The sequence below is a fragment of the Salinicola corii genome (assembly GCF_008298015.1).
Lineage (GTDB): Bacteria > Pseudomonadota > Gammaproteobacteria > Pseudomonadales > Halomonadaceae > Salinicola > Salinicola corii.
In genome coordinates this window covers 33484-44457 of sequence record NZ_VTPX01000020.1, presented here as the reverse complement: position 1 = coordinate 44457, position 10974 = coordinate 33484, and the positions used below count along the sequence as shown (strand labels likewise).

Below are 10974 nucleotides of genomic sequence, written 5' to 3'. Positions count from 1 at the left end.
TTCGAGTACATCGAGTTGGACTACAACCGGCAGCGCCGACACAGTGCTATCGGGATGATCAGCCCAGAGGCCTTCGAGGCTCAAATGATCGCTTAAGTCGGTGTCCACCAGTGCTGGGCAAGATCAGTGGCGATGACGGGACACGGCCCGCCGATAGGAGGGGCGCTATTGACCAACGGTCTGGAGCATATCCTCACTCACTTCCATGCCGATCACATGCCCGACCATACCTTCATGCACTAGTCGGTCGAGGCACCACGTCCGATCTCCCTCGTTCATGGAACATGTTCCAGAACCACCCTCCCCTCTTCATCCACGACGGTCAATCGACAGGGCGTCCGTTTTCTCATCTTCGCTATCTTGCCTACCCATTTCGGGGAAGAGTGCGAGGTCTCGAGGAAGATGGTGTCGACTTCAAGGCGACGCGCCTCCTCCACGATCGTCTCGGAGACCTCACCGGCCTTGACCACGAAATTCACCGCAGCCATGGGCTCGTTGAGTTGGTGCCACATCGCCTCGAGATGCGATTTGGCAGCCGCGAAGTCCTCGTCGTCCAGTGCATGGGTGGCAGCGCCTGTCGCCGCTCCGAGCACGTCCCCCGTCTCCTCCGGCACGACGACATGTAGCAGGTAGAGCCGGGAGTGCTCGCTCTGGGCAATGCCTCTTGCCTTGCGCAGCGCTGCCATCGAGCTTTTTTCCTTCCCCATGGGGATCAGAATCGCATTCTGCATCTCTGGCTTCTCCTCGTCTTTTCACCGCGAGTATAGCGCCCCACCCTCTCCCCACTTTAACGTCGGTCAACGTCGAAAAGGCCTTTCCGGGTCACTGGTGGGTGACTGCACTTCCCAGGCGATATCGAGACCGATCGCGGAATGCCAGCGTCGTGGCACCGATTACGGCATTCGCGTTAGGCTAACGCCACCCTCATGCCGTTGGAGACGTCACCTCGATGCAAGGGCGAAACATGACTCGCTGGCGCGATCCCAAGAAGGATCCGCGTCAGGAAAAGAAGAGCAACCTGATTACGCCACAGGGATTCGATCGGCTCCAGGGGATTCACGATCACCTGTCCCGCGTCAAGCGGCCGCAATTGTCAGCCAAAGTCGGTGAAGCCGCGGCCCTGGGAGACCGCAGCGAAAATGCGGACTACACCTACAATAAGAAGGAACTCAACCGGGTCATCGCGCGGATCCGCTATCTACGCAAACGCCTGGATGAGCTGCAGGTCGTCGATCGCTTGCCGGCGGACACGGGAAAAGTCTATTTCGGCGCCAACGTCACGTTGGAAGACGACAACGGCGAGGAGCTGTCGGTGCGGCTGGTCGGCCATGACGAAACCGACACCGGCAAGCACTGGATCAGTATCGATGCGCCATTGGCCCGTGCGCTACTGGGAAAAGCGCTGGACGACGACGTCGTGGTCGCGGCACCCGGCGGCGAAACGCACTACGTCGTGACCGATATCCACTATACGAATCACGATCACCAGTGAAGGGCTGCCAAGCCTTTGGATGACTCAGGGAAGGTCCAGAAACCGGCGGATCGGTCGATAAACGACATCGACAATGATAGCGCCCACGAATCGAGATGAACGAGACCCACCGAGGACAGCCCATGCAGGAGGCTTCCGAACACCCAACCCCAGCGGTCCTGTTCGCGCGACAGCCGATCTTCGACGCCTCTCTGGAACTCGTCGCTTTCGAGCTATTGTTCCGTCCGACCGATGGCGGCCCCATGCCGATGCCATTCGATGGCAACCAGGCGACCAGTACGGTCTTGCTGAATGCCTTCGCCCAGGGCGATCTCAACACGGTCAGCCAGGGAAAGCCGCTGTTCGTGAATTTCACGGCCGAGACGCTGAGCGACGACCTGCCGTTCGAGGCTTCTCGACTGGTCGTCGAGCTCCTCGAAGACATCCCGTTCGACGACACCATCCGCGACCAGTTGGAATTACTGCGGCAGCGTGGGTTCACGCTTGCGCTGGACGACTATGCCGAAGCCGATGCCACCCATCCCTGCTTGCCGCTCGTGGATATCGTCAAACTCGAGTACCCGCACTACAGTGAGGAAGGATTCGATCACATCGTCCGGCAGTTACGACGACATTATCCGAAGATCAGGATTCTGGCGGAAAAGCTGGAAACGGAGGAAGATCTCAGGCGCTGCCAGCACGCCGGTTGCGACCTGTTCCAGGGCTACTTCCTCGCTCGCCCCCAGCTCGTTCATGGAGCTGTGGTCACCACCGACCGCCTCGCCATTCTCAAGCTCATCGCGACGCTCAACAAACCGAAAGTCAGCGTAGGCGAGATCTCGTCGGCCATCGAACGCGACCCGACGCTAGGCGTACGACTGCTACGGCTGGTGAATACGGCACAGTACCAGCGTCAGATCGATATCACCTCGCTGCATCAGGCCGTCGCACTCATCGGCACCCACCGTATCCGCAGCCTGGCGACGTTACTGGCGCTGTCGGAGATGGAAGACAAACCGGAATCCCTTCAGCAGTTGGCACTTTCCCGCGCTTGCCTGTGCCGCGAACTGGCCGCCGGAGACCCGAGCCTGGCCGAAAAAGCTTTCATCTCGGGTCTATTCTCCTACCTGGAAGCCTTTTTCAACCGCCCCCTCGAGGAACTCGTCGCATCGCTCCCCCTGCATGCTTCGATCACGACTGCGCTGCTTCATCACGATGGGCCGGTCGGCACGCTGCTGGAGACCGCCATTCGGCTGGAGAGCGGTAAGTGGAACGAGATCCCGTGGGCACGCCTGAGATCGCTGGGCATCAAGGCCTCGGACGTTGGCGAGGCGAATCAGCGCGCCCTGCAATCGATGAGGGAGCTGCAGACTAACGCCGGGCTTTGATCGCCCGGTAAACCCGAAAGCGCCGGTCGTCGGCCAGCACCTCGAACTCGCCAAAGGCGGCCCGCAACCACTCGGGGTACGGAAGAAACGCGTTGGCGACCAGTGTCAGGCTTCCACCGCCGACGAGATGCGCCGGCGCCTCCCTGATCAATCTCTCGGCGGGCCCGTAATCGATGGCGCGCTCCTGATGGAACGGCGGATTGCTGACGATGGCGTCGAAGGTGGCGTCGACATTATCGTAGACATCGCTCTGCACAACGCGACCGCTCAGCCGGTTGGCCGCCAGCGTGCGGCGGGTCGCCTCGACCGCGAACGCGTTGATGTCTCCCGCCGTGACCTCGCACCCCTTTCTGGCCAGCCAGGCCGTCAGAATGCCGTCGCCACACCCCACGTCCAGCGCCCTGGTCACTGCCTTGCCGGAGGCCGGCAGCGGCGACCGGGTCACGGCCTCCATCAGCAACCGGGTGCCGTCGTCCAGCTTGCCATGGCCGAAGACGCCCGGGTGCGTCGCCAGGGTCAGGCCATCCACCGTCAATGTCCGCCAGGCGGATTCCGTGTCCCCGATGTTCCCCCTCGTCCGGGTGGCAAACAACGTGCAGCGGCGCGCCGTGTCCAGTTTCCGACACGCCTGGTCCAGGCTTGCCAGCACCTTGGGGACACGCTTGATGCCGCCCTGGTTCTCTCCCACGATCTGCAGCCGCGTGCCGGCTGGCAACGCCGCATTCAGCGCCGTCAACCACCACGTCCCCAGCGCGTGACTCTTAGGCCAGAACAGCACCGCCCCCGGCGCCCCGATGGATGGCGGCGTCAAAGCGCCATAGGCCGGGCGACCCACCCCCTGCCACGCCGTGCACACATCCAGGTCCGCACTCCAGACCAGTCCTTCGCCTGACTCCAGCCAGCCGTCGCGTGGCGGCGCGACCCACAGCCAGCCGCGATAATCGGCATCCTGGCGAGCCAGCAACTGGCACGCGGGGGACTGTGTCGCCATCAAGACGTCTCCTCGAGGTTCGTGCCGTCGGCACGTCGAATCAGGTAGTGGAGGTAGCGCCCCAGCCGCCAGTGCGGCTCGACCCGGCAGTAGCGCTTCTCGAGTTCGATGATCGTCGCGAGCTGCGCCTCGCTCGGCGAGCGTTCCCGCAGGTAGTCGTGGAAGATCCGGATGCCGGCGACGCTCTCGATCACCAGCCCCTCCTCCCGACACCAGCGCTCGATATCGGCATGCGTCAGCGGCGAGATCGGCGTCAGGCGTTGGCGTCGCCCGGTACCCGATAGCCGATCCTCCAGCGCTTTATCGAGATTGCCCTTGACCACGTTGGAGAAACGCAGCGCATCGCGATTGAACACCATCAAGGAGAGCCGGCCGCCCGGCGCCAGCAACGCGTTCAGGAGGGAGAACGCCTCGCGCGGCTGCGCCAGCCACTCCAGTACGGCATGACAGACGATCAATGGCCACGGCCCCGGCGCCAGTTCGGGCAACGCCTGGATCGGTGCCTGCAATGTCTGGACGGGCAGCCTGCCGAAGCCGGCCCGCGCCTCCGCCAGCATGTCCGCCGACGGTTCCGCCAGGGTGACGTGATGTCCCCGCTCGGCCAGCCATACGCTCATCTGGCCAAGGCCGCCGCCCACGTCCAGCGCGGGCGCCCCATCCGACGGCAAGGCGCGGGACAGCATATCGTCGAGCACCGCCAGACGGATCTGGCCGCGTGCCGTGGCGTAGAGGCTGTTGGCGAACTTGTCGGCCAGGCCGTCGAAAATCCGGTCCTGGCCCACGGGTATATCGTTGCCGTGCCGCGAGCGCGAGGCGGTGTCATCAGAACAAGGCATGAGATAGCGATGGCTCGAATCGGGAAGGCGGCATTGTACCAATGCCAACGCGGAGCGTCCCGGCGCAATGGCTACCGCGGGTTTATCTTGGCGAATCCGGCGCTTATACTATGCGCCGCTCGAGACGCATGCGTCGCTCGACGCACAGCGGTTGCGCTGCCCCGCCCTCCGCCCCCATAGCTCAGCTGGATAGAGCGTCCCCCTCCTAAGGGGAAGGTCTCAGGTTCGAATCCTGATGGGGGCGCCAAACTGACTTCTTCAGCATTCCCAGAAATTCCAAAAAATACTGAAAATTATAGAATTACACTAAATTTCAGTCCTCAACGTTCCCAGCATTTCCTCCCAAATCCGGCATACAAATGGCATACTCTGGAGAATCCCCCCCTGTTCGATTGTCACTCGTATGCCACTATGGCGCTAACCTCCCGCAAGATCGAAACAACCAAACCAGGCTTCGAGAACAGCAGGCGCCTCAGCGTTGAGGGATATCCCGCATTTTTGCGCGGTCATAAGCGAGATAGGTTGTGTTGGACATCCCGTACACCTGAGGAGTCTTCGATGAGCGATCAGAACACCACTGACAAGCAGCCACAGCGCGATCCGGCGGAAGATAACGCGTTCTTCCCTTCGCCCTACTCGCTGAGCCAGTTCACCGCGCCGAAGTCCGACCTTGGCGGAGCCGACTACCCCAATCCCTACAAGGGCGACAAGAAAATCCTGATGATCGGGGCTGACGAGCGCTACCTGCTGACCGACAACGGTAGCTTCTTCTCCACCGGCAACCACCCGGTGGAAACACTGCTGCCGATGTACCATCTCGACAAGGCGGGATTTTCCTTCGACGTGGCCACGGTCTCGGGCAATCCGGTGAAGTTCGAGTATTGGGCGATGCCGTCCGAGGACGAGGAAGTGAAGCGCTTCTTCGGCAGTTACCACGAGCAATTCAAGCAACCGCTGAAGCTGGCCGATGTCGTCGCGGGTGGGCTGGATGGCTATGCGGCGATCTTCATTCCAGGCGGACATGGCGCGTTGATCGGCCTGCCCGAAAGCCAGGACGTGCGGGATACCCTGGAGTGGGCGTCCAATCAAGATCGCTTCGTCATCTCGCTTTGCCACGGTCCGGCAGCCCTCCTGGCAGTCGATGACAGCGACATCTATCGCGGCTACAAGATCTGCGCGTTCCCAGATTCCCTCGACGCCACCACGCCGGACATCGGCTACATGCCGGGCCACCTGACCTGGAAATTCGGCGAGAAGCTGAAAGCCTTGGGTTTCGAGATTATCAATGACGACATCTCTGGTGCCGTCCACCAGGATCGCAAGCTGATCACCGGTGACAGCCCACTGGCCGCCAACGCCTTGGGCAAGCTGGCAGCCCAGGCCATGCTCGAGGAGCTGGCTGGTTGATGGCCTCATCCACTCCGGCCGCTTCAGCCATCAACAGCGCCCTCGCTATCGAGGGCGCTGAAACCCTAGCGAAGATCCAGACAGAGACGCGCACCTTCGCCCGACAGTTCGGGTATGACCGCTTCGTTCTGTTCTCGGCTTCGACCTCGAGCGACGGCCTGGTCGAGCGCATCTACTGGGTCGAGGGCAACTGGCTCGGCGACGGGCAGACCGTCGATGCCGAAACCTATGTACGCCGCTGCCCGGTGACTCGCCATATCTTCGAAGCGCGTGAGCCGTTCTTCTGGACCAAAACGACCGATGTCAGTGGCGAACGGTATCGTGTGGTCCGCCTACCCCGTGGGCCAGGGCTCCATGGCGTCCAGATGCCAGTGTTCGGCCCGCTGGGGCTTGAAGGCGCGATGAGCCTGGGCGGCGAGCAGATCGACGCCTCATCTCAGGCAAGGCTGGCTATCGGACTGGTAGCAAACGCCGCTTTCTTCAGGGCTCGACAACTACTGGAGGCGCCCATGGACGGCGCCACCGGCAGTCTATCCGGCCGCGAGCGTGAAGTGCTGACATGGACCGCCGCCGGCCGGCGGCAAACCGAGATCGCCGCGATACTCGGTCTTTCCGAACGAACGGTCGAGAACCATCTAAGGCGAATCCGCCAACGCCTCGGCGTCACGACCACCGCGCAAGCCATCAGCATTGCGATACGCCGCGGCGAGATCGTCGCCTGAGCCGGGAATATCAGCCTATCGCTCCCCCCTTCGCTATCAACACTTCCCGTACGCGAACGGCACTACCTACCAAGCAGGCCACGACACACCATCTGTACCCCCTCTGCCCTCGCCGAGCGGTTCAAACAGACGCGGCCAGACGTCCGATCTCGGCGATGACTTGATCGCGCTGGGCCTTGCTCGCCTGCGGCAGCCAGGCATAGGCCACGGCGATCACCGCGCCCCGATCCGCTGACCAGGCAATGCCGATATCGTTGGCGTTGCCGACGGAGTTGGTGCCGGTCTTCTCGCCGATCAGCCATCCTGCCGGCATTCCCGCTCGCAGGCGGGCGTCGCCGGTCTTCCCTTCGATCATCCATGACGCGAGCTGGTGGCGCATCGAGGGAGACAGCGCCTCTCCCAACAACAGCGTGCGCAGCGTCTGCATCATTGCCAGGGGCGTCGTGGTATCGCGCTCGTCACCTTCGTGGTCGTGCTCGTTGAGCGCCGGCTCCATTCGATCCAGGCGCGTCGTGTCGTCGCCGATGTCGCGCAAGAAGGCGGTAACGCTCTCGGGACCGCCCACGCTCTCGATCAACAGATTTGCCGCTGCATTGTCGCTCCAGGCCACCGCCGCCTGACCGAGTTCGGCAATCGTCATCCCCGGGCTGCCGATTCGCTTTTCCGTGATGGGTGTCCAGCCGCCCAAGTCGGACTGGCTTACCTCGATACGACGATCCAGTGATTCCTCGCCACGCTCCACGCGTGCCAGTACGGCGGCGACGATAGGTACCTTGATCGTACTGTTGAACAGGAAGCGCTCGTCGCCTCGAAGGCTGGCCACCTCGCCGGTGGCGGCGTTCATGAGCGCGACCCCCAAGCGGCCACCGTGACGCTGCTCCAGCGCTTCCAGCTTGCGCTGGACGTCACCTTCCGAGGGGCTCGCCGTTTTCCCCAACGTCGGTAGCGAAGTGAGTGCCAGCGGTAGCAGCGCCGTCGCGGTAAGCAGCTTTCGCCGGTCGATCAAAGGCATATGCATATCCCCGTCTCCAGATGGTGGGACGAGCAACTTAGCCTCAGATGACGCCAACATGCAAAGTGGCGCCGGGGCGGGCGCCACCGACTGCCTTTTGCGGCATCACCGACAAAAGGCAGGGGGACATTGGATAGAGCAGTGAAACGAGACAGAGCTTAACAGCCGCTTTGCCGCGGCTTGATGATGTCGGACGCGGCGAGGCATCGGTCAGCCTCATCGATCAGCGAATCGAACGTCGCCAGAACAATATTACGTAGCCACTGGGTCGCGGGGTCGCCGTCGAGTTCTGATTTCCACATCACCCGAAAAGAGACGTCGGGCAAGGGTTCGGGAGGCTCAAAGACCTGAATGTCTTCATCCTGCGCTCCTCCCAGTAGGCACAGCACGACAAAGTTACCCAGCATGTCGGTATTGCTCAGGACCGCACCAATGCCTGACCAACTGGCAGCGTGCAACCCAACCCGGCGTTTCAGGCCCAAGCTTTCGAACCGCTCTTCGACGGTGCCATGGGTGGCACCTGGCGCGCGCACAACGACATGGGGCCAACGCATCCAACTCTCCGTCGTCCAGCGTTTTGCGGCTGGGTGTCCACGACGAGCGAAGACATAGCGTTTCAATGGGGGGAGAGCCTTGGCCTTCAATCCTACCGGCAGAGGGAAGTTGGCGTTCCCGAATGCAATGTCTATTTCACCACTTACGATCTGCCCCATGGTCTCCTTCGACAGGGGCTGCCACGCAAGGCCGGACTCTGGCGCGTCTCCGTGCATCCTTCTGACGATTTCCGTGGCCACGATGTCCAGGCCGGGGCCGGATATCTTGAAAGTCCGTGTGCTTGTCGCGGGATTGAATGCCGCTAGCGGCTGCACGGCGCGTTCGATCCGGGCGAGGATCGGCTGTATCTCCTGATAGAGTGCGAGAGCCCGTGGACTGGGCTGCATGGTTCCCCCCGCACGGACCAGAAGCGGATCACCAAGCTGGTCGCGCAGCCGACCCAAGGCATGGCTGACCGCCGAAGGCGTACGGCCGAGCTGTTCTGCGGCCCGATTGACACTGCCCTCGTCCATCAACACGCGGAAAACCAGGAGCAGGTTCAGGTCCAGATTTCTGATCTGAATTTCATTCATGCCAAATGAAAACTATTCGCTTCTCTGCGCTGAAATTCACCGCATAATGCTCCCCCATCGGTCAACATTCAATTTATAGCGGAAAGGGATTCAGATGGGACTCTCGCTACCGCAGGCAAAGGTTTTACTGGTCGATACCGGCCCAAGACTGGTGCTTGGCAGCATCTTCCTGATCGGCGCACTGGATGGGTTCTGGTACCTGTTCACCGGATCGCACCTTATCCACCCGCCAACATCAGTGGAGGGTCTGGCTTTTGAAGCTGCTCTCAAGGAGGCTGGGTTTATCTGGCCCCTGATGAAAATCATCGAACTGATCGGCGCTTCGTTACTGCTGAGCAATCGAGCGCCTGCACTCGGCTTGGCATTGCTTGCGCCTGTCATGGCGGTGATCGTGGCGTTTCATGTGGTGTTGAACCCCGCTGGACTGCCACTCGCTGCCATCTTGGTGGCAACTGGTGGAATGACTCTTTGGGCCCAGCGTGATCGTTTCAGACCGCTGATGTCTTCTGGAAAACCGTAAACCTCCGGCCTTGGCAGGCCACCCAATGCGTGGGCATGGCTTCCACCTGGCAGCCCAACGAGCCGCCATCCGACCTGGATCTCTCGGGCTTCGCCTGGACGACACCCGACCTCCGCGATCATCGCTACAGTGCAGCATCAACCCTCATTGCCTGGGAACCGGGCAGCTCATATCGCCCTCCTCGCACTGCGAGTAGTTCTGCAGCGTTTCGGTACGCTGCCGTGTCAGGTCTTCCAGGCAGCCGGCCTTCACCATTGCGTTGACGCTACCGCCAGAGGTGGGCCCTCCCACGAAATCACATTCGGCGTCGCGAAACTCGATCCACGCTCTCTGGGCGGTCTTCAGACGTTCCCTGGAATCACCATCGAGCCGGCCCATGATCTCGTCATAGGTGGTGTTCAGCGCCTTGTCAGCGGCTTGATAGCCTTCGCCGGCACACGCGTTCATCTCCTGCTGGGTGGTGGCGTCGTCGCAGGCGCCGTCAGCCTGTACCAGTCCGCTCAGGCCAGTCAGGAACAAACCTGAAATGAGTAGAAAACCTCGCATTCTGTCACCCCGCCTCTAGGCTCTGTTGATCGTCATCCCCTGCTCACCCTAGTCAACGGCTGGATGCTTCGCTCGTCAATCCGGGTCTCGGGTTCACGCGCCACTGGCAATCGCCCCGCGAGTTGTACAAGTTTTGGGAGTCGCATGGCCACTATCCTCGGTCACGCTTTCTCGAGTTCCGAATGAAGCTTCAACACTCGGGTGCCGTCCTCCTGCTTGATCAGGTATGCCGGCGTCTGCTTGGATCCATTTCTTGTCACCTCGCTGCCCTGGAGCTTCCTGGTGACTTTCTCCTGATACTTTCGGGTGACCTGACCCTCTGCCCAGTTATCGCCCCATTTCCACTTGACCCACTCGCGCTGCTTGTAGTCCGCCATGATGGAAGCCCTTTTTCCTATACACGAAACCAAATATTGTACAATTTTTTCTGTCATGCCATTATCAGTTTGTCGGCACGGATCGCTGACGTGACATCGGGCCGGAATACCGGCTCAGGAGCATCACTCAGATATCGACCAGTCAGGAAGACCGGCCAGCCAGAAGCCAAGGATGGCCATCATGAAACACGAGATATCCTGCCCCCGCTGCGGGCACGACGAAGCCGCCTCCAACGACACCGCCCAGGACTGGGACGAGATCAATTGTTTGGAGTGTGGAGAATTTATTGGCACCCGTGATCGCCAATTCGCTTTCGCTTCACGCAATCACCGCATGCACACCTTGAGTCAATCACTGGAGCTGCTGATCGAGATGGCTCGAGACGATTCGTGGACGCGGGCGATAGCTTCTGCCGCCTGATTCAACGCCACGCCTTCGTGCCGCTCTCCCGGCCGCTTCCCGCTGGCGGTCCTGACCCGCCCCAGAACCCGGCACTCACCCATCGCCACTGCTGCCTTCCGGCCTTGCATCGACAGAGAAGGGCCAGCAACGCTCTGCTGCTGACCCTTAACCCTA

General features: G+C 61.4%; 14 protein-coding genes and 1 tRNA gene. 8 read left to right on the top strand and 7 right to left on the bottom strand.

What is annotated here, in order from left to right; translation table 11 throughout:
• The coding region (locus tag F0A16_RS22210) for an IS3 family transposase (RefSeq protein WP_149437654.1) at positions 1-96 on the top strand (96 nt) is incomplete at its 5' end.
• Between the two features lie 179 nt (positions 97-275).
• Here the strand turns inward: F0A16_RS22210 and F0A16_RS20450 are convergent.
• Positions 276-731: a universal stress protein gene (locus F0A16_RS20450; protein WP_149437730.1), complete on the bottom strand. Its 456-nt coding sequence runs from the start codon at positions 729-731 to the stop codon at positions 276-278.
• Between the two features lie 218 nt (positions 732-949).
• Between F0A16_RS20450 and greB the strand changes: the two genes are divergently transcribed.
• Both greB and F0A16_RS20440 read left to right on the top strand, forming a co-directional pair.
• Positions 950-1492: a transcription elongation factor GreB gene (greB, locus tag F0A16_RS20445; RefSeq protein WP_149437727.1), complete on the top strand. Its 543-nt coding sequence runs from the start codon at positions 950-952 to the stop codon at positions 1490-1492.
• Between the two features lie 95 nt (positions 1493-1587).
• Complete coding sequence (locus F0A16_RS20440) at positions 1588-2859, top strand: EAL and HDOD domain-containing protein (protein WP_149437725.1); 1272 nt, start codon at positions 1588-1590, stop codon at positions 2857-2859.
• On the opposite strand, the gene F0A16_RS20435 is transcribed toward F0A16_RS20440, so the two are convergent.
• The gene (locus F0A16_RS20435) at positions 2843-3850 is read right to left on the bottom strand and encodes a methyltransferase (protein WP_149437723.1); all 1008 of its coding nucleotides are present in this window, start codon (positions 3848-3850) and stop codon (positions 2843-2845) included. The two genes, F0A16_RS20440 and F0A16_RS20435, sit on opposite strands and share 17 nt — an antisense overlap.
• Complete coding sequence (locus tag F0A16_RS20430) at positions 3850-4686, bottom strand: methyltransferase domain-containing protein (protein ID WP_149437721.1); 837 nt, start codon at positions 4684-4686, stop codon at positions 3850-3852. The genes F0A16_RS20435 and F0A16_RS20430 overlap by 1 nt, the downstream gene beginning before the upstream one ends.
• 170 nt (positions 4687-4856) lie before the next feature.
• On the opposite strand from F0A16_RS20430, the gene F0A16_RS20425 reads away from it, so the two are divergent.
• The 3 genes from F0A16_RS20425 (at position 4857) to F0A16_RS20415 (ending at position 6815) form a co-directional block, all read left to right on the top strand.
• Positions 4857-4933 (top strand) — tRNA-Arg (locus tag F0A16_RS20425).
• 311 nt (positions 4934-5244) lie between these two features.
• The gene (hchA, locus tag F0A16_RS20420) at positions 5245-6093 is read left to right on the top strand and encodes a glyoxalase III HchA (RefSeq protein WP_149437720.1); all 849 of its coding nucleotides are present in this window, start codon (positions 5245-5247) and stop codon (positions 6091-6093) included.
• Entirely contained in the window at positions 6093-6815 is a 723-nt protein-coding gene (locus tag F0A16_RS20415) for a PA1136 family autoinducer-binding transcriptional regulator (RefSeq protein ID WP_149437718.1), read from the top strand. The genes hchA and F0A16_RS20415 overlap by 1 nt, the downstream gene beginning before the upstream one ends.
• Before the next feature lie 121 nt (positions 6816-6936).
• Here the strand turns inward: F0A16_RS20415 and bla are convergent, their stop codons facing one another.
• Entirely contained in the window at positions 6937-7833 is an 897-nt protein-coding gene (gene bla / locus F0A16_RS20410; protein ID WP_223119845.1) for a class A beta-lactamase, read from the bottom strand.
• Between the two features lie 152 nt (positions 7834-7985).
• On the bottom strand, positions 7986-8954 hold the full coding sequence (locus F0A16_RS20405) for a LysR family transcriptional regulator (protein ID WP_149437716.1): 969 nt from the start codon (positions 8952-8954) through the stop codon (positions 7986-7988).
• A gap of 94 nt (positions 8955-9048) precedes the next feature.
• Between F0A16_RS20405 and F0A16_RS20400 the strand changes: the two genes are divergently transcribed.
• Complete coding sequence (locus tag F0A16_RS20400; RefSeq protein ID WP_149437714.1) at positions 9049-9474, top strand: hypothetical protein; 426 nt, start codon at positions 9049-9051, stop codon at positions 9472-9474.
• A 144-nt stretch (positions 9475-9618) separates the two neighbouring features.
• Here F0A16_RS20400 and F0A16_RS20395 read toward each other — a convergent pair whose 3' ends face one another.
• Positions 9619-10020, bottom strand: a complete 402-nt coding sequence (locus tag F0A16_RS20395) for a lysozyme inhibitor LprI family protein (RefSeq protein ID WP_149437712.1) — start codon at positions 10018-10020, stop codon at positions 9619-9621.
• A 161-nt stretch (positions 10021-10181) separates the two neighbouring features.
• On the bottom strand, positions 10182-10397 hold the full coding sequence (locus F0A16_RS20390) for a hypervirulence associated TUDOR domain-containing protein (RefSeq protein ID WP_149437710.1): 216 nt from the start codon (positions 10395-10397) through the stop codon (positions 10182-10184).
• Between the two features lie 181 nt (positions 10398-10578).
• On the opposite strand from F0A16_RS20390, the gene F0A16_RS20385 reads away from it, so the two are divergent.
• Entirely contained in the window at positions 10579-10818 is a 240-nt protein-coding gene (locus tag F0A16_RS20385; protein WP_149437708.1) for a hypothetical protein, read from the top strand.
• Positions 10819-10974: the final 156 nt, after the last annotated feature.

Excerpts from the sequence above, each read along its gene's own strand:
- F0A16_RS20385 (WP_149437708.1), top strand. The coding sequence starts at position 10,579 with ATGAAACACGAGATATCCTGCCCCCGCTGCGGGCACGACGAAGCCGCC.
- F0A16_RS20405 (WP_149437716.1), bottom strand. The coding sequence starts at position 8,954 with ATGAATGAAATTCAGATCAGAAATCTGGACCTGAACCTGCTCCTGGTT.
- F0A16_RS20415 (WP_149437718.1), top strand. The coding sequence starts at position 6,093 with ATGGCCTCATCCACTCCGGCCGCTTCAGCCATCAACAGCGCCCTCGCT.
- F0A16_RS20395 (WP_149437712.1), bottom strand. The coding sequence starts at position 10,020 with ATGCGAGGTTTTCTACTCATTTCAGGTTTGTTCCTGACTGGCCTGAGC.
- F0A16_RS20400 (WP_149437714.1), top strand. The coding sequence starts at position 9,049 with ATGGGACTCTCGCTACCGCAGGCAAAGGTTTTACTGGTCGATACCGGC.
- F0A16_RS20440 (WP_149437725.1), top strand. The coding sequence starts at position 1,588 with ATGAACGAGACCCACCGAGGACAGCCCATGCAGGAGGCTTCCGAACAC.
- F0A16_RS20430 (WP_149437721.1), bottom strand. The coding sequence starts at position 4,686 with ATGCCTTGTTCTGATGACACCGCCTCGCGCTCGCGGCACGGCAACGAT.
- F0A16_RS20435 (WP_149437723.1), bottom strand. The coding sequence starts at position 3,850 with ATGGCGACACAGTCCCCCGCGTGCCAGTTGCTGGCTCGCCAGGATGCC.
- bla (WP_223119845.1), bottom strand. The coding sequence starts at position 7,833 with ATGCATATGCCTTTGATCGACCGGCGAAAGCTGCTTACCGCGACGGCG.
- hchA (WP_149437720.1), top strand. The coding sequence starts at position 5,245 with ATGAGCGATCAGAACACCACTGACAAGCAGCCACAGCGCGATCCGGCG.
- F0A16_RS20450 (WP_149437730.1), bottom strand. The coding sequence starts at position 731 with ATGCAGAATGCGATTCTGATCCCCATGGGGAAGGAAAAAAGCTCGATG.
- F0A16_RS20390 (WP_149437710.1), bottom strand. The coding sequence starts at position 10,397 with ATGGCGGACTACAAGCAGCGCGAGTGGGTCAAGTGGAAATGGGGCGAT.
- greB (WP_149437727.1), top strand. The coding sequence starts at position 950 with ATGCAAGGGCGAAACATGACTCGCTGGCGCGATCCCAAGAAGGATCCG.